This is a genomic window from Shewanella sp. UCD-FRSSP16_17 (assembly GCF_001675935.1).
Taxonomy (GTDB): Bacteria; Pseudomonadota; Gammaproteobacteria; order Enterobacterales; family Shewanellaceae; genus Shewanella; species Shewanella japonica.
On record NZ_LZFV01000047.1, the window covers coordinates 19,037 to 43,776 of the forward strand.

Below are 24,740 nucleotides of genomic sequence, written 5' to 3' on the forward strand. Positions count from 1 at the left end.
GTTTCAGTGTAACCTAAGACTTCAATTTAATTCAAGGCTATATAAAACCACATTTTTTATTAAGGCTTTGAGCATCCTTAATTGTTTCAGGCGAGTTAGGCTGGCTAACATTTTCAACGGTCATTCCAGAGATGTTTTTAATTATACTGGTCGCGACTTCTGGCGAAACCCAAGGATATTTAGTGCACTCGTGGGATGATCGCTTACCAGGTTTATCCGTGCTATAGGGTAATTGCTTACTTGGGTAGTAATACCAGTTCTCGCTATTATCAGCTAAAAATTTCCACACAGGTTTTGGCTTATCCCCAGTAAACATTTTATGGAACCAACTGCCATATACTCTACTTGTTGGCCTCATATGCTGCTCTATCATCAACATTTTATCGTTATGCCAAGCTCCTTCGGCAACACCTGATACAGCATACAAAAGTGAGGCGGGATAAATCCCCCAAACAATACTGTCCACTTCCTCTTGCTTTCGGCTCAAAACATAACCATAAATATTGTCTGCACCTGCTAAATTTTTAAGGTAAATGTCGCTAAATCCCTCTTGTGAGATTGCAGGCACAATTAAATTAACAGAGGCCAATTTTTCCGACTTTCCTTTCATTTTTTTGAGCAAATGACCTGTAGGAATAGAACCTGCTGAATGTGAAATGGTATGAATTGGAATATCAGCTTTTAATAACGTATTTACCAACCTGTCACCAGCAGAACCATCGGCAAAACACTCTTGAGAGTTCTTTTTGACAGTATTCCAATGTGCCGTAGCAACCTTTTGAATGCTCAAGCCTCCGATTTTATACGCCCTAAAAGCCTCCTCTTCAAAAGTGGGTACTATTTGGTGATTCGTCCCTAAGGCAATACGCGCAAGTGACTTAGCAATAACAACACTGGTTGAAAATCCAATGACACCTTTTTGAATATCTTTATTCTTTAATGAGGTAATCGGGGAATTAGCAAGCTCTGCTTCAATCTCACGAAAGTCTTGATCCAGTTTAACTAAATCATCATTTATCTTCTGTGCTAAAAAGTCATCTTCTAGAATAGCGTAGTAGTATTCATCACTATCAACAGTAATCGAGTTAAATTTATTATTATTCTTCAAATTAGATGACACTTGATTTAAATAACTTTTAGCAACCTCAGCAGCTGCTTCATCAGAACTCAAAGCATCAAGTCCTTTTTGTGATTTCTTTTGAGCAGCATCAGCAGCCATCTTACTTTTAAATTTCAGTCCAGCTTGATTAAAGGCAGTGTCTTTAGCAGCTTCTTCTAGAAGTTCAACAAAGCTTTTACCTAAATTGCCATCTTTATATGGATGAGCATCGTAATTAATAAAAATAGGGTAATAACCATTAAGCGCTTCAGAACTAAAAATAGATTCTTGTAACAGCGGGCCCAAGGTGTCTTTCATATAATCTTCACCACTCAACCCACCATGAAAGTAAAACAACACGCCTTTTAAATCAGAGTGGCTAGTGACTTTTTGACTTATGAAACTAAGTTGCTCATCACTTGCTCGTCTACAAGCTAAATGATGCGCATCAAGCTTAGATGGCGTAGTAGCAACAGGAGTTGAATCGATGATGGGGTCATCCTGCGAAGTAGAAGAACCGCAGGCTGCTAAACTCAAAAGAGTCATCAATATTATGGGGGATTTCATTTCTCTTCCTTGATATATCAGTAGAGCAAGACCATAAGAATTAATACCACTGCAAACATCCATATTGCATTGTATAACGGCCTTATAAAGTGTTAATTAATAAAAATAGTATTACTTACGCTGAAATACAATGTGTATTTAACATACAGAGAACTTAGAGCATTATATGTACAAGAAAATAGCCAGCTAACCCTCCAAAAGTCAAAATCCCCAAAGTCCTCCAAGGATTACTTAACCTTGCCAACTCAGCCTTATCTCGTTCTCTATCCATTTCTTCATAAGGATTAGGTAACGGTGTATAAGGTGAATCACACTTCTCGCAGTATAAGTAATGGTTACCTCTTTCTGCTTGATAAAAGGTAAAGTTATCAATAGATATATCAATTCCAGCATTGCATTTTATGCAGCATGATGACACTAATCGTATTGCGGCCATATAACCTTTCCCTCTACCGTTTCCAATCTGTTTTTAATAAATTAAAATCCGCGACAAAAACTTGACCAATAACCATATCAAAGCCATTTTTTGCTGATATGATGAGATCAATTATTTTTCTATCTAAGGCGATGACCAGCCTTAGATTTATTCAAAGCAACTAATCAATGTGCACACAATAAAGCAGCTGTATTAACGTGCTTAGATTATTGCAATATCAAGAGAAAACCAATGCTAACAGGCAAAATTCGTAATCAGATCGACCAAGTTTGGGAAATGTTTTGGACAGGCGGTGTCGCTAACCCAATCTCAGTAATTGAGCAAATCTCCTACCTGCTGTTTATTCGTCGTTTAGATGAACTGCAAAAGACGGCTGAGCGTCGTAGCCAAGCGACAGGTCTACCGCTAAACAACCCAACCTTTTCGCCTGAAGAGCAAGCCCTTCGTTGGAGTAGCTTCAAAGACAAAGATCCAGACGTAATGATGGAAATCGTTCGTGATCGCGTGTTCCCTAAAATCAAATCGTTGCARAATGAAGGTAGCTTCGCTGAGCACATGAAAGATGCCATTTTCATGATCCCGTCAGCTAAGCTATTAGATCAGGTCGTACAGCTACTAAGTGCTATCGACATGAACGACAAAGACACCAAAGGCGACTTGTACGAGTACCTGTTAAGCAAACTGCAACAATCAGGCGTGAATGGCCAGTTCCGTACTCCGCGTAACATCATCCAAATGATGGTCGAACTGATGGAGCCAAAAGTGGGCGATACCATTTGTGACCCATCATCAGGGACATGTGGTTTCTTAATGGCGGCGGTTGAGTACGTAGAAGAGCATCACGCTGCCGAGGTGAACAAGCCAGCTAACCGTAAGCACTTTAACAATGAAATGTTTACTGGCTTTGACTTTGATAAACACATGCTGCGCATTGGTGCAATGAACATGCTGCTACACGGGATTGAAAATCCAAGTGTGCACTACCGTGATAGCTTGCAAGACCAAGGTGATGAGAATATCTCTGAAGCCTACAACCTTATCCTTGCCAACCCACCGTTTAAAGGCTCAGTTGATTTCGATATCGTTGCACCAGACTTACTGCGTGCATTAGGTAAGAATCCAGTTGTTAAGAAAACAGCGCCTAAGTTCAAAACCGAAATTGACGAAGATGGCAACGAGATTCAGGTTGAGGTCAAAAAGAAAAAGCCAACTGAAAAATCGGAGCTGCTGTTCTTAGCCCTAATTCTTCGCATGCTCAAAGTCGGTGGTCGCGCCGCAGTGATCATCCCTGATGGTGTTCTATTTGGTTCGACTAAAGCGCATAAAGCCATTCGTGAGCAAATCGTATCTAAACAGAAACTCGAAGCGGTTATTTCGTTGCCTTCTGGTGTATTCAAGCCCTATGCAGGGGTGAGTACCGCGATTCTTATCTTTACCAAAACCAACAGTGGCGGTACAGATAACGTTTGGTTCTACGACATGCAGGCTGACGGTTTCTCGTTAGATGATAAACGTACACAGCTTTTCAAGGATGGTGAAACGGCTACGCACGAGCAAAGCAACATCGCCGATATCATTGCACGCTTTAACACCCTAACCAATGAAGACAACACACCAAACAGCGAAAGCCCTGAATACACACGCAAAAAGACAGAGCAGAGCTTTATGGTGCCAGTTGATGCCATTACCAGTAACGACTTTGACCTAAGCCTGAATCGGTACAAAGAAGTCGTGTACGAAGAAGTGCAATATGATGCGCCACAAGACATCCTGAAACGAATTAAAACCTTGCAAGAAAAGATGGCGAAGGGTGTAGTTGAGTTGGAGAAGTTGCTTTGAAGACTGTGAAACTAGGATCTTTATGTAATGTGTTATCTGGTTTCGCCTTTAAATCGAATTTATTCGGAACAGAAGGAATGCCAATTGTCAGGATTCGGGATGTTGTTCGAGGTTACTCTGATACTTATTATTCAGGAGAATACGATGACAAATTTATCCTAGCAGATGGTGATGTTTTAGTTGGGATGGATGGAGATTTCAATACAGAGTATTGGAGTGGTGGGCGAGCATTATTAAATCAGCGAGTGTGTAAGATCGAAGTTGATCCAACCAAAATGTGTAAGGAGTTTCTCTACTATCTGTTGCCCTTGAGGCTAAAAAAAATATGGGACGATACCCCCTTTGTTACAGTTAAACACTTATCAGTTAAGAAAATATTAGATATTGATGTTCCTGATTGGCCACTAGAAACCCAAAAGCAAATCGCAGCGGTGCTAGAAAAAGCCGACCAACTTCGTAAAGACTGCCAGCAAATGGAGCAAGAGCTAAACAGCCTCGCTCAGTCAGTGTTTATTGACATGTTTGGTGATCCGGTGACGAACCCTAAGGGTTGGGATAAGCGTGAATTAAGCGAGATGTTATCTGTTAATCATGGTTATGCCTTTAAAAGCGAATATTTCACATCAGAAGGAGACTATGTTCTGCTTACCCCTGGTAACTTTAAAGAAGAAGGTGGCTATTGGGATCGTGGTGAAAAGCAGAAATACTATTCTGGTGATATCCCAACTGGCTACATACTAGAAAAAGATGCTCTATTACTAGCTATGACGGAACAAGCAGCTGGCTTACTTGGTAGCTCTATCTTAGTCCCTGAATCAAATAAGTATTTGCACAATCAAAGACTAGGTTTAGTTAAATTTAAAGATGATGAGCAAAATACAGTTTTTTATTCATATCTCTTTAACAATAAGTCTGTTCGATTAGCGATTCATTCATCATCTACAGGCACAAAGGTTAAACATACATCTCCTACAAAGTTAGAGTCTATCAAGGTCGGGGTTCCGCCTAGTACGCTGCAAAACGACTTTGAGTTAATTATTAAAACTATAGAGCAAAATATCTTACTAAATAATAAAGCAGCGTATGACTATGAACAATCATTTAACGCTCTCATGCAAAAAGCCTTCAAAGGCGAACTAAACCTATAACGAATACTAAAACTCTTATCAGTAAGAATGATGATGTAAAAAGGAACTTCAATGTCAGATACGGTGAACGGTTCAACGAGCAACTTCGGCTTTATGGATGTTGCCCTTAACGGCGGTAATGATGTGTACACGACGCGTTGCGCCGAGATTCAAACTCGTGCTAAAAATGCTGAGAGTAACATCAAGTCCGATCCACGCATTGCAGGGTTTTATGCTCGTAATGCCTTGGAGCTGATGGTTGAAACCGTATTTGACATTGATAATTGGCTTACCCGCCCTCGTCATGATGCCACTTTGATGTCGCTGATTCATGACAAAGGCTTTAAACAAAACCTCACCACTAACCTGTTCCCTAAGCTTAAGCTTATTATCCAAGTGGGTAACGAAGCAGTACACAGTAAAACAACGCTGCCACAACGTGATGCTTTGCAAGCGGTAAAAGAGCTACACCACGTTTTGTATTGGTTTATTCGTAGCTATACCCCAAATCTGGAACGCAGCCAGTTTATTATCAACCCCTTTGATGAAACCTTAATACCGCAAAAAATTGCCATCGATGCCACATTAGTCACCAAAGCCATGAGCAGCATTAAGCGTGTTCAAGAGCTTGAAAAACAACTAGCTAAAGATGACAAAGTTGAGCGTGAAGCCTATCTGTTACAGCTTAAAGAAAACGCTGACTTAAAGGCTGCCAATGAAGATTTATTAAAACAAATTGCTAGCGCCAAAAAGTCAGCAGAAACCCAGCAAGACAAGCATGACTATAACGAAGCAGAAACTCGCTATTATTTAATTGATGCTTTATTAGATGAGGCAGGTTGGCCACTTAAAGATAGCCGTGATAGAGAATACAAAGTCACTACTATGCCAATCAGCGATGCCAACCCCAAGAGCAACGGTTTTGTAGATTATGTATTGTGGGGCGATAATGGCACAGCCTTAGCGGTGGTAGAGGCAAAACGAACCAGTCGCTCACCAGAAGACGGCCAGCAACAAGCCAAGCTCTATGCCGATTGTTTACAAACAAAGTATGGTGTCCGTCCGGTAATATTTTACACCAATGGCTATGAGACGTGGTTATGGGATGACAAGTTTTATCCACCACGTCAGGTGCAAGGGTTTTACACCAAAGCTGAGCTTGAACTAATGATTAAGCGCCACAGCGAGCGTAAGCCATTTTTTGAAGAAGATACTTCTGAAAAAATAACGCCCAGTGCCAACCTCATTATTAGCAATGACATTACCAATCGTCACTATCAAAAATCAGCCATTATTAAACTGTTACAAGACTTTGAAGTAGAACACGAGCGCAAAGGCTTGTTTGTGATGGCAACAGGTACAGGTAAAACCCGTACCGTGATAAGCCTTGTTGATCTGTTGGTAAAAAACGATTGGGTTAAGAACGTACTGTTCCTAGCGGATCGAAATGCGCTGCTCTCCCAAGCCAAGAAGAACTTCGTTAAGCTACTGCCTCGCGTTAGCTGTTCTATTCTCGATTCAGGTCAGAGCAAGAATAACATCGACAGCCGTTTGTATTTCTCGACATATCCAACCATGAAGAACCTGCTAGACAGAGGAGCCGATGAGCGCCCATTTGGTGTAGGTCATTTTGATTTGATTATTGTCGATGAAGCGCACCGTTCGGTTTATTCCAAGTATCGACAAATATTCGAATACTTCGATGGCTTCTTAGTAGGCTTAACCGCAACGCCAAAAGATGAAGTAGAAAAAGACACCTATGGCATCTTTGACCTGCAAAAAGGCATGCCAACCTACGCCTACGAAGATGAAAAAGCCTACGATGAAAAATACCTAGTACCGCCAACAAAAATTTCAGTCGCCACCAAGTTTTTGCGTGAGGGAGTGAAGTTTAAAGAGCTTTCTGAAGATGAGCAGGAAGAGTGGGAAAACAAAGCAGAGCTGACCGACAGAGAGGAAGTGTTACCCTCTGAAGTAAACAAGTTCCTGTTCAATGAAGACACCGCAGAGAAAATGTTTGCTCAACTGATGAGTAAGAATGAGCATGGTGGTATTCACGTTGAAGGCGGTGATGTGATCGGTAAAACCATCGTCTTTGCTGCCAATAATGATCATGCCATTTTCCTAGAGAAGATGTTTAACAAGAATTACCCCAAATGGTCAGGTAAGCTTGCTCGTGTCATTACCTTTAAAGAGACCTACGCACAAAGCCTGATTGATGAGTTTGGTGGTGACGAGAACAAAATTGATGAGTTTGACCCCAAGAACCCAACTTGCCGCATCGCAATTTCAGTAGACATGCTCGACACCGGTATTGATGTGCCAGAGGTGGTTAACCTTGTATTCTTCAAAGTCATCCGTTCAAAAGTGAAATTCACCCAAATGATTGGCCGAGGCACACGTTTGTGTAAAGACCTCTTTGGCCCGAATGATGACAAGACAACCTTTAAGGTATTCGATTACTGTCAGAACTTTGAATACTTCGACGCGAACCCAGAAGGTCTACCAGTTGGCGCGGCAAAACCCGTGACTCAGCAAGTGTTCGAGAAGCGTGTCCTGCTTAGTACGCTGCTTAACAGTAAATTGAAGAACGAAGAGTTTAAAGAGCACAGCCCTGAAGACCATGAGCGTTATGCCGAGTTAAACAGCTATCAACTGGATATGCTGCATCACTTAGTCTCAGGTATGAACCTTGATAACTTCATCGTTAGACCGAAGCGTCAAACGGTAGAGCCGTTCTTAGAGCGTGATCACTGGGATAATATCGATGACACTAAGTTTACCGACCTAGAGAGCCAAATTTCGGCGCTACCAACGGAAGCGGAAGCCTTCAATCCAGATGAGCAGCTTAATCATTTATCCCATCGATTCGATAACTTAGTGCTTACCATGCAATTAGCACTATTAGAAAAAGGCATGCTGCCTGAAACTAGCAGAGTTCGTATGATTGAGTTTGCCGAACAGCTAGAAGCCAAATCGACAATTCCAGCGGTACAAGCGCAACTTCAATTACTACAAGATATTCAGACACAAGAGTTTTGGCAGGATATTCATTTAAGTACGCTAGAAGATGTGCGCCGCCGATTACGAAACTTGATGTTTGCTTTGGATAAAGAGCAAAAAGAGAAGGTATACACCAACTTTGAAGATGAGTTTCAAGGTATCCGTGACGTAACGGGGGTTTATAGCAGCCCAAGCGTCGATCTAGCGCAGTACCGTAAGAAGATTGAGCTGTACATTAAAGACCATCAAGACCAATTAACGATTCAGAAGCTCAAGCGTAATAAAGCCATCACTCAAGTCGATTTAGACGTCCTAGAAGGCTTGCTATTGGACGCTAGCGGCATGAATGATGTTGATACCTATAAAGAGAAAATCTTACAGGAAAAACCGCTAGGGGAATTCATTCGAGAATTAATTGGTTTAGATATGAATGCCGCCAAAGAAGCATTCAGTCGCTTCCTCGATGAAGAGTCTTACAACGCCCAGCAGATTCAATTTATTGACCAAGTGATCGACTACTTAGTTAATAACGGCATCTTAGATATGTCACAGTTGTTTGCACCACCGTTTACCGATAACCACGGCGAAAGCGCCTACGGCTTCTTTGATGAGGGCACTGTAGTAGAACTGTTTAGTGTTATTCGTGAAGTGAATGGCAATGCGGTGGTTGAAGAAAGTCAGAGTGCATAAGCTATCCGTAATGAGTTGTTAATGAGCCTGTTTCACCTCTCAAATTAATTTGATATTAATTCTTGGTGCGGGATAGAAGAGTTATTTAGTTTTGTTCCTATTTTCAACAAAGGGAGCAAGAATATTCTTGATTATAAATGGTGGTAATTTAGGTGAATGAAACAGTACCGATATCCATTTTGAGCGAAGCAGATATACTAAAACAGGCTGCAAGTTTAGTCGACAGAGGTGAGATTAAGCTGGCTACTAAGCTATTAGAGCAAGCGTATATCGAAAAGCCATACTCAGAGAAATTAATTAGCATCTTGAGCAGCCTTCATTACAAACTTGGAAACCATGCCAAAGCAAAGGAATATACTGAAGCGGCTTTTAATAATTTAGCGTCATCAGTTATTCATTCTGAATTAGATTTGCCCAATGAAAATGACTTTGCTTTTTTAGCAGATAAATCCTGTGAGTTAGAAGATGCTGAATACAGTTTTGAAAGCCCTAGTACTCTGCAAAGAAAATCAACTAGAAAAATATTGAGTTTGAACAGAAAGGTTCCCCCCTCTCCTGATGAAGTAGAAGCTAAGATATATCATCGTTCTAAGAAAAAACATGTCCCTCTCAAGCCACATGATTTGCAGGATGAAGTCGACTTGAGCGATACATCTTCCTCACCTTTAAAGCAAGTTGAAATTACAATACCAGAAAGTTGTAAACCCATTTTAAGTACTAACTCCCTCACGAACAACACCGAACTAGAAAATGAAAAACTGCAGAAACCTGTAGAGGTTTTAGATGATGTAGAGGTTTTAAATGATGTAGAGGTGGAGCTAGATGGATTCTACGATGAAATATATGAAGAACATTCAGATGATGGCATAGAGAATGCTACATTTATTTACTCAAAAGATGTTCCCGAGGATGAATTATTTTCAACTGATAACAATGAGTTAGAAATTTATGATTTATGGGTTGATGATGAACCAACTAATGATGTAGATAACAATGAAGATAATATTGTTTTAGAAAATATTCTTACTTTTGAGGATCGAGCTCGTTTTGTAGCTGTGGACTGCATTATTGAGCTTGGTTGGCATTCAAGTGAATTACCATTTTTAGTTTCTGTTTTCAGCGGACCTGGTTGGCACAACACAAAAGCCACATTGATAAAAGAAGTACAGTCTGGTGCAACAGTAGAAGAATTAGAACTAGCCTTTGAAGTTAAGACTTTATGGAAGGATAGCTCACGATATTGGATTACATTTTCAAAAGCCTGGGTTAGCGGTGAGAGTGCAGATTCAACCTATAAACACTGTAGTTGGAAACAAGCTTTACGATTAGTTCGTTTGTTTGATGGTTTACCTGTTTTTGAAGAAATATATGATTTCTTAGAAACTGAGTTTGAGTATTGGTACGGGCATACTATTCTGAGACGCTGTTTCCCCGCTTTTAATCACTATTTATTTAGCTATCGACTACAAAGAAGAAATATGGATTCGATGCTTCAAGGCTTTACTTTGCCTGAGTTTTCTGACGGTTTAGATGCACCGTGGTCATACCTTCCTCACTCCGATGAAATGTCATCACTTAAAGACATGGGCATTGATTTAACTAGTAAGTTTGTTTGTAAAAACTCTTTCCTGAGTGACGATTATACAGAGGACTGCTTATCAGAACTTTGGATCCAAAAAGCATAATAGAACAATGAGGAATAGACCATGCATGTGAAAAAAAGACTTAAACCCGTTAGAGGTTGCTGGGTATTACACGAAAAATATGGTCGCGGTCTTGTGCGTCAAGTTTTGGAAAACATTGATGGAATTAAATTAAAGGTCAATTGGCAGAACCGTGAGTATGGTCAGACATTAGTTTCAGCTTCATCTGTAGGCTCTGGTTTCATGGTAGGCATGGAGGTACAACATACCCCGGGGTCTAAAGTAGAGTTATGTTTAGAAGAGGGAATTGTTCTCAAAACCAGAGAGGTCGCTGGATTTCATCAAGTATTAGTCAACTTTTCAGAATCATCAATTACTCGCTGGCTACCTTTCGAACGACTGTCTTGGATAAAAGGAGTAGAACACCGATTTTGTACCAATGACTTTAGCGATCTAACGGCACCCGAAAAATTTAAGCTTAAGATCCTAGCCCACGCGATTGAGAATTGGAATGAAAATACTGGTTCACTATCCCGCCTAGATATTGACCCTTTACCGCATCAAGTACATTTAGTTCACCATATCCTAGCTTCAGGCCACCTCAACTGGATGATTGCCGATGATGTTGGTTTAGGCAAAACTATCGAAACGGGAATGCTACTCAAAGCTCTAGAGCAAAGAGGTCAAGCTGATCGAGTGTTGTTAATTACGCCAGCAGGATTGACTTCACAGTGGAAAGAAGAGCTCCATAATAAATTTGGCTTAAGTGAATTCCGGATATATGGCGAAAACTTCAATATAGATGAAGGGCGCGAATGGGGAATGTATAAGCACGTGATTGGATCGATTGATAGGTTCAAAGACGATAATCATTTAGACAAGTTACTACGAGCAGAGAATTGGGATCTTGTTATTTTTGATGAGGCCCATCGCCTTAGCCGAAGGCAGTATGGGATGAAATACGATGCCTCGAATCGATTCCAACTTGCTAATTTTTTGAGAGCCAAAACAAAAGCTATGGTGCTATTAAGTGCTACTCCCCACCAAGGAAAACCAGATAAGTTTCAAAGCTTATTGATGCTACTAAATCCAGATAGAAAAGAAGAGATTGAAACATTAGCATTAAACCCTGAAATTCTGTCTGAAATGATCATTAGAAACAATAAGTCAGATGTAACCGACTTAGAAGGTAACTTTATTTTCAAAGGTAAAACCACAAAAGCAATACGTGTTACGCATGATGAAGCATTGAAAGATTTTGATCGCTCGCTTCAATCATATCTAAGAAAAGGTTACCAAACAGCCAGTGAGATGGGGCAAGCAGGTAATGCTATTGGGTTTGTTATGACTGTTTACCGAAAGTTAGCTGCATCCAGTGCAAAAGCGATCAATAAAGCACTTCATAATAGAAAACTAAGACTTATTGAAGAGTCTCATGCAGTTAGTGTTGATGAGCTATTAATAGAGGATGAACGCTATTCTGGTGAAGCAGAAGAGCAGCAGCTGACTACTCAGGGAAAAGAGTTTTTTGACGGTGAGCTGGAACAACTAGATATTCTAATTGCAGAGAGTGAACAAGTACTTTTAAGTGATCCAAAGCTAAAGGAATTTAAAGAGGTTTTGGTCCCATCGATACTGGCAAGTAACAAATCTGAGAAAATATTAATATTTACTGAGTATCGCTCTACGCAAGAGTATCTAAAAGCAGCACTTGAGGATCAGTATGGAGATGGCTGTGTTGATTTGATTAATGGCTCAATGAGGCATCAGGTTCGCAGAGAGGCAATCAGAAACTTTGAAGATTCAGGTCAGTTCTTAATTTCTACGGAAGCCGGTGGTGAAGGTATCAACCTTCAAGATAAGTGTCACATTATGATTAATTATGATTTGCCTTGGAATCCAATGCGATTGGTACAGCGCATTGGGCGCTTGTATCGCTATGGTCAAAAACATCGTGTAGTAGTCTTTAACCTTTATTCTCCTGAATCGATGGATGATCAAATCATGGAGCTAATGCATGAAAGAATTGACCAAGTTGTGGGAGACTTATCTTCATTGAGTGGAGAATACAATGAACGTTTAAGTGAGGACATAATGGGTGAAGTAGCAGACCTTGTAGATGTAGGAGATATATTGTTAGAAGCGACTAGTGACGGTATTACTCGCACAAGAGAGCGTATAGAAGAAGCGTTAGAAAAAGCAAAAAATTCAGCAAGTAAACAGCGAGAGTTATTCGAATTTGCTGCGGGGTTTGATCCTAAAGAGGCTAAAGAAGAGCTGAATATCACATCGGAACACGTAATGTTTTTTGCTGCTGGAATGTTTAACTTATTGGATATCGAAGTTGTAGATAAAACCCATAAAAACCTTATCTGGCAAATTAAGCTAAATGAACCTATTGCTACTGAACTAGGTGTAAGAAGAACCAGATGGCAGATTACTTTTGACCGTACTATTCATGCAAGTCGTGGAAATTGTGAGATGATGGATCTTGATAACTTCCTTTTTAAGTACTTACTTAAAAAAGCTAAATCATATGAATTCGGTGGACTCACAGCCTCTATTGGCAGCACGCCTCAACTTGAAGGCGCTATTATATGTTCATATTTAAGGTGGCAAAATACTCTCGGTCTTAGACAGCGACAAGAATTAGTAGCGTTTCAAGTTGACCAAGGTAAAGAGGCAGCATTGAATACACAAGACTTCTGTGACTGGCTTAAAACTGATGATATTTTATATTTTGACAATAATAGAAATGACTTAAAGGAGTTATTTCAAGTTGCAAAAGTCAAAAGTTCAGAAGTGTTAAAGGCTAAATCAAATCAGTTGCTTCATCCTGAAAGTATCCACCCTATTGCAGCAGGAATCTTTTCAAGTTAACGGCTATTAATTTTACAAACCCGTAATTTTTATGCTCTTACTATTGTTAAAAACCTATAATAACAATTTTTTTTAGCCAGCAAGTTCAAACCAGAGTGGTGCCATTTATTAATTCAAAATGGCATTCATTCATTTTTCACCTTTTTAACTAGCAACTCTCTTTCTTTTTCTGTCATCTTCTCAAGCAAGCACAGCAACTCTGCTGTGCTTTCTGACTCACAAAAAAAGTAAGCTACAGGCACACCTAGTTCATCCGCCATCGCTTTTAGCGTGGTGTAATCAGGGGTGTGTTTGCCTTTCTCATAATGGTTCATTCGTGCGCTCGCCGTACCTGGCTCCATCCCTAATAGAATGCCCAGTTGTTTTTGGCTGATGCCCATCGCTTTTCTTGCCTGCTTAAGCCTAAGCGGCAGTGGATTAATCTGCTTTTCTGACACGAGTTCATTATTGTCTGTTCCTAGATAACTTAGATTGTCTTAGTTTTTTCACTTAAGGTATACTAAGGAATCCTTAGCTTTTTAAGCTTAGTTGTCAAGTTTTGGCAAAATTAGTTTAAACCTAGAGCTGTATGAAGGAATTTTGTAGTGGAGAAAAATAATAAAAATGTCACGGAATGGCACGTTAAACATTGAAATAATTAATAATTGGTAAAATCCGTGACTAAATTAAACATCCGTATGCACAAATTACTTATACAGATATTAAAAAGTAAAACATTAACTCAATTTACTGCTATTGAGTTGAAAATAATGTTCATAAAAGAGCTTCCTGACACAAAAAATAAAGATGCTAGTCAGTTAGTACACCGAACGCTGACTAAACTCTGTAATGCTCACTTCATAAAAAAACATATTGATGGCAAAAAAGTCTTATTTATCAAAACGCCCTTATTTGATGAAAGCTGTCTTTGTGCAAGCACTCCACGTAAGCCTGTCTCAAAAAAGCCCATGATTAACAACTGCTCTAAGTTACAAAAACTAAAAGCCACGCTTAACCAATACCAGATTGATTTACTGGGACATATTGGTGAAGCGGAAGAGTTTAAAAGGCTTTTTAGTGAGTTTCCTGAAACAAAGCTCAACCTGTACTCTCGCTATATGGATGCCCGAAATCAAAGTTCATCGATGGTTGGTAAAATTAAAGCAGTAGAAGCCTGCATCAACACGCTAGAGAATTAACTTTATGAAATTAAGGCAATGGCAGCATGATTGCGTTAAAAAGGCACTAGAGACCTACAAAACACAGAACCACTTTATGTGTTTAGCCACTCCTGGAGCAGGAAAAACGGTTATGGCTGCTGAGTTAGCAGCTAGGCTGATTGAAATGGGGAAAGTTGATTTTGTTTTATGCTTCTCACCCTCCTCAGAAGTAAATGAAAGCATTCGAATAACGTTCTCTAGAAGATTACAAAAACGTTTTGATGGTTTAATGGGAGCAATTGGCAGCGTTTACACATATCAATCTATGCCTTCATTATCACCTGACTTTTGGCAGCTTCTTAGTACTCATAATGTTTTGGTTATTATGGATGAAGTTCACCACTTAAAAGGCATAGAACTTCATAATGCCAACGCATGGGGCGAAGAGGTTTTAGTGAATATTCAAAACAAAGCCAAATATACATTGGCTTTATCTGGCACGCCTTGGCGGTCAGATGCTGCTCCTATCGTGTTATCAAGATTTACTGAACCCGATAACACCATACATTGTGATTTTGTCTATGGATTAAACCAAGCTATTGCTGATGGAGTGTGCAGGCATCCTTCAATAGCATTAATTGACAATGAAAAAATTAAATTAGACTGCAGCCAAGAGTCAAAAGAGTTTGCTTCAATAACTGAGTTACTAGAAGGCTCGAGCTTTAGCTATCAAGCATTAATTAATAATCAACAGATTAATCATCACATGTTGAAACAAGGTGTCAGCAAACTAAAAGAAATACGTGATAAATCACCACTAGCTGGCGGGTTAGTTGTTGCCTCTTCGATTAAGCATGCTAAGCAGCTATATCAAACTCTCGTTAAAGACTTCCAGCAAACAGCCTGTATTGTCACCTCTAAATTAAAGCACCCTTCACACACGATTGAGGAATTTAGGCAAAACAATATTCAATGGATAGTGAGCGTTGGGATGATCTCTGAAGGAACTGATATTCCACGACTGCAAGTCTGTTGTCATTTAAGTAGAATTAAAACCGAAATGCATTACCGCCAAGTGTTAGGCCGCATATTGAGAGTCACCTCCAATGAGTCTCAACAAGCTTGGCTATTTACCTTAGCTGAAGCAAATCTTACTGATTTTGCTTATCGTATAGGACAAGACCTACCAGAAATGGCTGTAATTTTTAACCAAAAAGAACAGCAACCGATAAACTTAGCATTATCAGATAATTCAAGCTCTACCGAAATTGACCATGAGGGAAGTGTCAATCTTCAAATATCTGATTTATCGAGATTAACAGAACAGAATACGCCACCATACTTGTCAGATATTGAACAAGAAAATCACTATAATTTAGCCTTATTAGGTGGATACAAAGAGCGAATAGTAAGGATGTTTGATGCTCATTTACTGAGTAGTTGAGCTAGTGTGAATGGTTCTGAAAACTCACGAGGAATCAACATATCTTCAGGAGTCATCGCATTGGGGTTATATCGGGATGGCTTAACAACTTCTGAAATAAGCACCTTATCTAGCGGCTCAAGAAATGGGTTAACAAAAATCGAAGTTGCCTCACTTTCATGACTCTCATAAAGTTTTCTATAAGTATGAGCTAAATGCCTAATATCAAGACTGCGATCACCATTTACCATTACAAGTTTTAATGTCTCTGATAGTAGATGGTTTAATGCCCTATTTTCACCTCGGCAGGCTGCAAATAATGGTATAGCAATATGTTTATCTTCAATCTTGGGAGGCTCATCAAAAGGCATATGCTTGGCTAAGCCTATTAGATATTGACGATAATATTTACTGTCTTTTTGGAGACTAAAATATTCAAGCCTTCTTCTACGTATTAAGCGAGATGACCACTGTGGTTCTTCAGCGATTTGTTCAGTCCAAGGCATACCAACTAAGACAATTGGAACTCTTGCTTCTTCGCTAATGAATTTCAATTCATTAGCTATTGTTTGACGCTCTTTAGGTGTTTTAAACTCTATTAACTCTTGAAATTCATTGAAAATAAGTAGCTCTACATTCGCTCTAACTAAATTTTTAACCAATTGAGTTTTCAAATCTATTTTATAATTCTTCCCTTTTCGTTGTTGGCTGCCAAATGATTCCAAATCAGTTAACATCTGCCTCAGAGTCGCATCAAGGCCTTTATGACTTGAGATCCGGGTAACTAATACCGGCATAGAAGTACGGCTATATGTTTGACTAGCTAACACTCGTTTTTTATAGTTGTTAATCAGATGACTTTTACCTACACCTGTATCTCCGATCAACAACATACACTGCTGGTCTGACTGAAAGTTTCGATTTAGTCTTAACTCATCGAAATCATTAAAAATAACGCTGACCTGAGGATGCATCACATAGCAATCACTGAATTTTCTCAATTGCTCCATCTGGTGAGCAGTTAAGGTATTCATTCAAATCCCTCTATATCATCATCCCAGTTATCGAGAATATCACTGATATTAGGCTCAGGTTTGTTGGGTATTGCTGAAAGTGTGTCACTTTTTTCAAGCCTAATTGTACCTTGACCTGTGTTACTGATATCAGCTAGTTGAGCTTTTTTCTTAAGTTCAGGAAGTTTGGCTTTAGTTTTAGATTTATTAAAGAGTTCTTGCTCTTGCTGTACTCGAGCATGAATTGCCATTCGAGCTTTAGCTAAACCAAGGTTATCCTTACTCTCGCGTATTGTTTCACGATTAATTTTCTTTATGACTTTATGTTCGTGAAGACTCAAGCCACTGACATAACCAGTAGTATCTGTACAAGGCACTTTTAGGTACCCACCCAACTCTTCTAGATAAACATGGATACTGGACAGATCATCAGGATCTATCTTTATGAGTTTTTTTATTGTGTCTTTGGTTTGCGGGTAGTGCTTACGATAATCCGCTAATGCAGTTGAGTCATACATCAACTCTTCAAATTTAAAGCCATTTCGAGTTAATGTTCTTTCATCAGTAATCCCCATCAGCACATTAAAACGTTTTTCTTCTTCCACTGTCATCTGCAACGGTGGGTATATATCAAAACCATGCTGCCACTGCTTTATTGGAATACGTGTGTCACGAGAGTCTGAATCTTGGTGATAAATATCGACAACCCAACGATGAAACTCTTCGACAAATACTGAGAAGCGCATAATGGCGTCTTTTTCAGGTTTGTAGTCCTCTTTCTCTAGAATATTTGAAAACGTTTTTCCTGGGATCTCGGTTAAAAAGTATTGGTTAATCATGCCAAAGAAACGCTCAACAAACGGCTTCAACCATGGCTTACGAACTGGGTTATATTGAATATTTATACCTGCTTCTTTACAAGCATGGTCTAAACTCTTTGACCAAAATTCAGCTCCATTATCAACAACCAAGGTTTCAAATTTTCCATAACAAGGCCAATCATTCTGAAGCTCTATTCCAACATCGTTAAGAGTTTTAGGCTTTATCGCATGCACAATAGCTTTAGCCGCAGAAACATAAGAGGGAGCTTTGTAACTCAAATGGAAGCCTAAAACGCAATTGCTAAAAACATCAACGATTAGAGTCAGATAGGGCCTTCCGAGAGGAAGTAAAAGTTCATCATCGAGAAGGATTAAATCAAGTGGAGTATGATCGATTTCAACCCTTTCTAAAATCCGAGTTGGCGGTATATGAGAAGAACAATATGCAAACCACTGATCAGCTTTGAACTTACCATGCCTAGCTACAGCTATCGGATAAGGTGGCAGTGACTTAATTCTTTGGTTGAAACTTTTATAAGAAATAATAGGGATTTGCCCATCAACAATGTTTTCATTTTCAATGGTGATGGCGTCTTTATAATACTGGTAAGCTGTTGTCACTTTGGGCCTTTTTGCATCTAAAAACCGAAGTAACGCCCGTTCAAAAAAAACTTCTTCGCCTTCAGTTCGCTTAGACCTATTCCCTTTTTTGTGGCTCTTATCTACTAAGGATGCTAAATCACCATTACTTTCAATATAACTCTTCCGCCAACGAACTACGGTACGCCAATTAGGTCGTTTTTCAGTATTACCTTCAAACAGCTTATCAAGAATTGGGTCTAGTTTTTTTTGAGTCCAACCTCCAGAATTTTCCAGTTCTATAACACTAATTAGTTTGTATTTATCGAGAGCTTTTTCTTTAAGGAAGTCGGGGAAAGTATCAAGATCACGTTTAACTAATTCTGAATCAACTAGTTTGACATATTGAGCTGGGGAGGCTGGCTTTTTGACGGATGTAGACTCAGTAAATTCATCTTCAAAGTCCATCATCCATTACACCAAACAGATGGATTGCAAGAAAGATCATCTTGATTTAAATCTGCTTTTATCAAGCCTTTATTGATTAACGAATAGAGAAAGGAGCGGGTTTCTGCTATCGGAAATTTATATTCACTTGCAATATCATGAAGTTGCAACTTACCTGACTTTCGAATCAACTGGAGCAACTCACGTTGAATATCGGTCACACCATAGATACCGGAGTATCTGTGCAATAACTTGAGATTATTTAAGATAGGATTTACACGAATTTGCTTATCTGTAACTAGAATAAGTTCTCTTCCAAGCTCTCGTGCAGCGTCTTTTTTAGCGAAAAACTTTGCTCTAAAAACAGGATCGAATGTCTTGCTGTAAGGCTTATATTCATGAAACTTTGTTGTTCCATCAATATAGCGAAGTATCGCGTCAGGTGTATAAGGTAATCTTTTACCCTCAAAATAGTAATAAAACCCTTCAGGCTGACTGCCAAAAGCCTCGATAGTCTCATTATATTCATGATGGAAACATGCATCGAACTCCAATGTGCTCTCACACATTACCGTTTCGATCACTTTTGCACTCGCGAATTTAAAAACGTTTTTATTGGGTGAAGGCTTACGTAAATTTCGAATGTACATGTTCAAATTCCATGCGATATTTGAACATTAAGTGTACGCCAAGGAAAAACATTGTCAACTTATGGGTTATTTTACAAATAAGTAATTGATAATAAATAAAATAGGTTTTGTAACTAAGCTACAAAGCCTATTTCTATGTCAATTTACGGGTTAATTATGTCAACATATGGGTTTACTATGTCAGCTTATGGGTTCAGCGACAATTACTCATGACCCCAAGGCGTTGGCGGTAATGCCACAGGCTTGGTTAAATCAAAGTCCACTCTAAAGTCGCGGTTTTCACGCGTTAAACGATAGGTGAATGTGGTTGGCTCAATATACATGTGCCACACGTTAGTTACTGACGCCGTTAAACCGTTTTCATTAAAGTTATCAATCGACTCTTGGTCAACTGGGAATGACTGCTGAGTAGCAGTGCCCATATCAGCAGTATCGCCGCCATACATAGTCACTTTATCTTCAGTGCCGTCTTCATGGCGATGGTCATGCTTGAGACGCAAGCCTGTTTCAGTTTTGGTAATCACCCAAGTACGTGAATGGTCATCGCCAACATGAAAAGGAATTTTAAGCTCTGTATCGCTACACTCACGAACATGCATCACTAATGCTTTATTACTGAATGCTGAATCTGCTTCATTACCTGCAGTGACTTCACCGGCAAACGCTTTACCGCAATAAGCAGCGATTGCATCAAAATATTGATGTTGTGGGTTGTCTTTAGGGGCATGTGCCATTGCAATAGCAGGCGCCATGCTGCTGATTACACCAGCGATCAATATTTTTTTCATTATTATTCCTTTTAGTATCGATCTCGTTATTTTTATTCACACATCACACTAACAGTGATTGTTTAATTAAACCTGAAAAAAAACCGTCTATAAAGACGGTTTTAATGTAACAAGGTTAAGTCAAAGAGCTAACAATAGCCATGCCTTATATTATTTCGCTCTCGCAGGGCGTTTTCCTTGCTTTTGGCCTGCGCCACCAGTGCCTTTAGCGCTAAACGGCTTTTTCTTTTGTGACCAGCCAGTTTTGCCTTTGCCTGCATTGTTACCCTTATCAGATGACTTCCCGCTTCCACTAGTGCCGCCTTCTGACTTGGCTTTATTCGCAGGTGTGGGTTTCTTGCCTGATGACTTTCTATCATCAAACTGATTACCAGAAAAACGGGTGAAAGCTTTTTTACTGTCGTCACTCTTACTGCCACGGTTTTTAGCACCTTGCTTGCCACCATAGCCTTTGCGCTCATTACGTGCTTCTGGCGGAACAATATGCTGGACGCCGTGGCCAATCAAATGCTCTTTGCCCATGGCAACAAGTGCTTCACGAATAAGCGGCCAACCTGCTGGGTCGTGATAACGTAGCAATGCTTTATGTAAGCGACGTTGACGACCTTTTTTCGGTACAGTCACTTCTTCACTGCTGTGTTTCACATTTTTAAGTGAGTTAAGCTCAGTGTGATAAATGGTAGTCGCATTAGCCATTGGCGATGGATAAAAATTCTGAACTTGGTCTAGCTTAAACTTTTCTGATTTAAGCCATAACGCCAGGTTCAACATGTCCTCATCTGTAGTCCCAGGATGCGCAGAAATAAAGTACGGGATCAAGTACTGCTTCTTACCCGCTTCTTTAGAGTAAAAATCAAATAACTCTTTAAACTTATGATAACTGCCCATACCCGGCTTCATCATCTTACTGAGTGGGCCATCTTCGGTATGCTCTGGGGCAATTTTTAAATAGCCACCAACATGGTGTTTAGCCAGCTCTTTAACATAGCGTGGATCTTCTGTGGCTAAGTCATAACGTACTCCAGAGGCAATCAGTACCTTTTTAATGCCTGGGACGTCACGTGCTGCTCGGTATAAATCAATGGTGTGTTTATGATCTGTCCCTAAATGACCACAGATACTTGGATAAACACAGGATAAACGACGACACGTTGTTTCCGCTTTTACACTCGTGCAGCCAAGACGATACATATTCGCCGTTGGGCCACCTAGATCTGAAATAACCCCAGTAAAACCGGGTACTTTTTCTTGAATATCTTTGATTTCTTTAATAATGGATTCTTGAGAACGACTTTGAATAATGCGCCCTTCGTGTTCTGTAATCGAACAGAATGAACAACCACCGAAACACCCTCGCATAATGTTAATCGAGGTTTTAATCATGTCATATGCAGGAATTTTCGCCTTACCGTAACTTGGGTGCGGCACTCGTTGATACGGCAAATCAAATACTGCGTCCATTTCGTCAGTATTCAATGGCCAAGCTGGCGGATTGACCCAAACAGAGCGATTTCCTTGGGCTTGAAATAACGCACGCGCACAGCCTGGATTTTGCTCTTGATGCAAAATACGTGATGCATGAGCGTATAAATATTTATCATCAGCGACTTTTTCATAGGCTGGCAATAGTACGTAAGTTTTTTCCCATGGCTTGGGTCTTGGCGGCTGGACACTGATAGCTTTTGGCGCATCGTTATCAAAAATTTTCTTATCAGTTGGCCCTGACAGTTTTTCACAGCCAACATCATCTGCACCATAAGGATTGGGAATAGGATCGATTTTATGAAGTTGATCCAATTTACGTGAGTCCATGCCTTTCCAGCCAGGCAATGGCTCATGGCGAATAACTGCGGTACCACGAATATCGTGCAAGTCAGCCATTTTCTCACCGTTAGCAATACGGTGAGCGACTTCCACCAGCGGACGTTCGGCATTACCATAAATTAGGATATCGGCTTTGGCATCAAAAATAACACTGCGACGCACTTTATCTGACCAATAGTCATAATGAGCAATACGGCGCAAACTGGCTTCAATACCACCAATCACAACAGGCACTTCTTTGAAGGCTTCTTTACAACGCTGGGTATAAACGGTGACTGCGCGATCAGGGCGTTTACCGCCTTCATCGTTTGGAGTGTAAGCATCATCGCTACGAATACGGCGATCTGCCGTGTAGCGATTGATCATTGAATCCATGTTGCCCGCTGTCACACCAAAAAATAGATTGGGACGACCCAGTTTCATAAAGTCGTTTTTGTTCGACCAATCAGGTTGGCAAATAATACCCACGCGAAAACCTTGTGCTTCGAGCATACGACCAATAACAGCCATGCCAAAGCTTGGGTGATCGACATAAGCATCACCACTGACAATGATAATGTCGCAACTATCCCAACCAAGCTGATCCATCTCTTTACGAGACATAGGAAGAAACGGCGCTGTGCCGTAGCACTCGGCCCAGTATCTAGGGTAATTAAATAACGTGGATTCAACTTGCATGAAATTTGCCTACATTAAAACATCATCAATTTGGTGGGTTGCACTACATCAAGTTTAGTCCAACCCAGCCAACTTTTTTCTGGAGGCGGAGTATAGCAGTTACACCACAGCAAGTGTGACTAAAAAAACATCATTTATGGTGTTTTTATTGTTTTAAGATAGGGATATAACCCTATTAAAAACAATGACTTTATAAATTATTACGTTTAACAAAATTATAGGCCGATAAAAAAGCCAATATTTACAATTGCTAAGCCCACAATTACTACCCAAGTCATCAATACTCCCCACGTTCGGCCAAAGTGAACGCCACCTTTACCTAAAGTGAGGCCAATAGCATGTAATAACCTTGCGACAATCCACACAGTACCAAAGCAATGCAATATTGCTGCGGGCAAGCCATTAAACTCTGCCAACATAAATAAAATCAATGCAAGGGGCGCATTTTCTAGCAAGTTTTCATGGACACGCTTTGCTAACGCTAAATCAGCATTGCCGCCAGTGCCAACCCCAACCTTATTCAGTCGACGCTGCTTGATCACTCTTATTGATAAACCTATGGCTAACAGTGCAGTGACACTTGCGTAAAACCCTGAGATCATCAATGACATGTGTGATATTTCCTTTTTATTATTTTTACGGCATTTAGCCAAATAGTGACTACAATCGAGTATTCATTCTATACACATTGAAACAAAATGGAATTATCAACTTTTTAACAATTTTTTGCTGCTTTTTAGGTATTCAGCCAACCTCATTTCGGTTACTATTCGCGCCATTGACCTACTACCCATGTTAACTAGAGTGACGCACGCCTAATGAACGATGACAACTTCATTGAAAAACGCAGATTTATCATAAAATTAGGCAAAGCCCTGCATAAATTCGGTACGCCCGCTTACCGTCTTGAATCCCACTTACAAACGGTGTCTTCGACCTTAGGAATTGAGGGATACTTTTTAATATCACCCACCTCAATGACCTTCGTCTTGCAGCACGATACCGAACAAGAATATAACCATGTTGCCAGGGTTAAACCCGGTGACTTGGATTTAGGCTCTTTGGCGCGCACCTTTGATTTGGTTGAAGAACTTAGTACAGGGCAACGTACCCTGAGTGAAGCACTCGAGCGTTTAGAAGAAATTGCCAATAAACCTAACCCTTACGGTCATGGGCTAACGTTATTGTCCTTTGGGGTAAGTGCTGGCGCGTTTGCGATGCTAATGGATACCAGCTGGAACGATGTTTTTTGGTCTGGCATGCTGGGCTTGCTAGTTTATGGATTGGTATTTTGGGCAGAAAAATCTAAACGTGTCGCTGAAATGCTTGAACCGTTAGCGGCTGTAGTCTGCGCGATTTTAACCTGTGGTATTGCAGCGGTGGTTGATCCCAGCATCARTATACCCGTGGTCATCTTGTCAGGGATCATTATTTTTATCCCTGGTTTAGCGCTCACCCTTGGTTTAGCTGAGCTTGCCGCTCGAGATTTAATATCAGGCACAGCAAGGATCATGGATGCGATCATGCTGCTTTTTAAATTGTATTTTGGTGCTGTACTCGGCATGACTTTGGGTAAAGTGATGTTTGGTGAATCTGTGTATATTGAACCCGATTTACTCCCTCGCTATGCCTCATGGGCAGCCGTTCCATTACTGTCTATGGCGTTGGTTATCATTTTTAAAGCACGTATCAAAGACTCACCTTGGGGAATTTGCGCAGGTATTGTGGCGTATTTCTCGGCTATGTTAGGCGGTCTTTACCTAGGGGAGTCAATTGGTATATTTGTTGGCGCACTGGCTGTTGGCATTTATTCAAACCTTTATGCTCGTTGGATGAAAGCACCCGTATCAATTGCACTGCTTCAAGGTATTGTTATTTTGGTTCCTGGTAGTAAAACTTATATTGGTTTAAATGCAATGATCTCAGGTGAGACCATGCTAAACCAGGCTCATTTAGGCACACAGGTATTTTTAATTTTTATGTCGCTTATTGCAGGTTTAATTTTTGCAAACGTGATTGTGCCTCCTAAACGTAGCCTTTAATCTCAGCGTTAAGGTCAAAGCATGTCATCCCTATTAATATAGGAGCACACGG

General features: G+C 40.1%; 17 protein-coding genes. 8 read left to right on the forward strand and 9 right to left on the reverse strand.

Annotation, left to right across the window (positions count from 1 at the left end):
- Positions 1-37: 37 nt before the first annotated feature.
- Together A9267_RS19020 and A9267_RS19025 are read right to left on the reverse strand one after the other, a co-directional pair.
- Positions 38-1,729 (reverse strand): hypothetical protein, encoded by a 1,692-nt coding sequence (locus A9267_RS19020; protein WP_156669206.1) that lies wholly within the window; start codon positions 1,727-1,729, stop codon positions 38-40.
- 91 nt (positions 1,730-1,820) lie between these two features.
- Positions 1,821-2,102 (reverse strand): hypothetical protein, encoded by a 282-nt coding sequence (locus tag A9267_RS19025; RefSeq protein ID WP_065110352.1) that lies wholly within the window; start codon positions 2,100-2,102, stop codon positions 1,821-1,823.
- 231 nt (positions 2,103-2,333) lie between these two features.
- Between A9267_RS19025 and A9267_RS19030 the strand changes: the two genes are divergently transcribed.
- The 5 genes from A9267_RS19030 to A9267_RS19050 all read left to right on the forward strand — a co-directional run bounded on the left by A9267_RS19030 (position 2,334) and on the right by A9267_RS19050 (position 13,284).
- Positions 2,334-3,941: a type I restriction-modification system subunit M gene (locus A9267_RS19030; protein WP_065110353.1), complete on the forward strand. Its 1,608-nt coding sequence runs from the start codon at positions 2,334-2,336 to the stop codon at positions 3,939-3,941.
- Between the two features lie 5 nt (positions 3,942-3,946).
- On the forward strand, positions 3,947-5,089 hold the full coding sequence (locus A9267_RS19035; RefSeq protein WP_231919231.1) for a restriction endonuclease subunit S: 1,143 nt from the start codon (positions 3,947-3,949) through the stop codon (positions 5,087-5,089).
- Positions 5,090-5,140: 51 nt separating this feature from the next.
- A complete protein-coding gene (locus A9267_RS19040) occupies positions 5,141-8,761 on the forward strand; it encodes a DEAD/DEAH box helicase family protein (RefSeq protein ID WP_065110355.1) in 3,621 nt (1,206 codons plus the stop codon).
- 152 nt (positions 8,762-8,913) lie between these two features.
- Entirely contained in the window at positions 8,914-10,446 is a 1,533-nt protein-coding gene (locus A9267_RS19045) for a hypothetical protein (protein ID WP_065110356.1), read from the forward strand.
- 21 nt (positions 10,447-10,467) lie between these two features.
- Entirely contained in the window at positions 10,468-13,284 is a 2,817-nt protein-coding gene (locus A9267_RS19050) for a DEAD/DEAH box helicase (RefSeq protein WP_065110357.1), read from the forward strand.
- 125 nt (positions 13,285-13,409) lie between these two features.
- Here A9267_RS19050 and A9267_RS19055 read toward each other — a convergent pair whose 3' ends face one another.
- Positions 13,410-13,721 (reverse strand): helix-turn-helix domain-containing protein, encoded by a 312-nt coding sequence (locus tag A9267_RS19055; RefSeq protein ID WP_156669207.1) that lies wholly within the window; start codon positions 13,719-13,721, stop codon positions 13,410-13,412.
- A 219-nt stretch (positions 13,722-13,940) separates the two neighbouring features.
- Between A9267_RS19055 and A9267_RS19060 the strand changes: the two genes are divergently transcribed.
- Positions 13,941-14,462: a hypothetical protein gene (locus A9267_RS19060; protein WP_082972463.1), complete on the forward strand. Its 522-nt coding sequence runs from the start codon at positions 13,941-13,943 to the stop codon at positions 14,460-14,462.
- A 4-nt stretch (positions 14,463-14,466) separates the two neighbouring features.
- Positions 14,467-15,867 carry a DEAD/DEAH box helicase gene (locus A9267_RS19065; RefSeq protein ID WP_065110359.1) on the forward strand — a complete coding sequence of 467 codons (1,401 nt, stop codon included), beginning with the start codon at positions 14,467-14,469 and terminating at the stop codon, positions 15,865-15,867.
- Here A9267_RS19065 and A9267_RS19070 read toward each other — a convergent pair.
- The 6 genes from A9267_RS19070 to A9267_RS19095 all read right to left on the reverse strand — a co-directional run bounded on the left by A9267_RS19070 (position 15,849) and on the right by A9267_RS19095 (position 23,257).
- A complete protein-coding gene (locus A9267_RS19070) occupies positions 15,849-16,880 on the reverse strand; it encodes a TniB family NTP-binding protein (protein ID WP_065110360.1) in 1,032 nt (343 codons plus the stop codon). The genes A9267_RS19065 and A9267_RS19070 overlap by 19 nt on opposite strands.
- The gene (locus A9267_RS19075; RefSeq protein ID WP_065110361.1) at positions 16,877-18,730 is read right to left on the reverse strand and encodes a Mu transposase C-terminal domain-containing protein; all 1,854 of its coding nucleotides are present in this window, start codon (positions 18,728-18,730) and stop codon (positions 16,877-16,879) included. Before A9267_RS19075 ends, A9267_RS19070 begins: the two co-directional genes overlap by 4 nt.
- Entirely contained in the window at positions 18,727-19,356 is a 630-nt protein-coding gene (locus A9267_RS19080) for a TnsA endonuclease N-terminal domain-containing protein (protein ID WP_065110362.1), read from the reverse strand. Before A9267_RS19080 ends, A9267_RS19075 begins: the two co-directional genes overlap by 4 nt.
- Before the next feature lie 203 nt (positions 19,357-19,559).
- Positions 19,560-20,108 (reverse strand): hypothetical protein, encoded by a 549-nt coding sequence (locus A9267_RS19085; protein WP_231919233.1) that lies wholly within the window; start codon positions 20,106-20,108, stop codon positions 19,560-19,562.
- Between the two features lie 186 nt (positions 20,109-20,294).
- Complete coding sequence (locus A9267_RS19090; RefSeq protein WP_065110364.1) at positions 20,295-22,646, reverse strand: YgiQ family radical SAM protein; 2,352 nt, start codon at positions 22,644-22,646, stop codon at positions 20,295-20,297.
- A gap of 215 nt (positions 22,647-22,861) precedes the next feature.
- Positions 22,862-23,257, reverse strand: a complete 396-nt coding sequence (locus tag A9267_RS19095; RefSeq protein WP_065110365.1) for an MAPEG family protein — start codon at positions 23,255-23,257, stop codon at positions 22,862-22,864.
- A gap of 207 nt (positions 23,258-23,464) precedes the next feature.
- Between A9267_RS19095 and A9267_RS19100 the strand changes: the two genes are divergently transcribed.
- Entirely contained in the window at positions 23,465-24,688 is a 1,224-nt protein-coding gene (locus A9267_RS19100) for a threonine/serine ThrE exporter family protein (protein ID WP_065110366.1), read from the forward strand.
- The last annotated feature ends 52 nt before the right edge of the window (positions 24,689-24,740 follow it).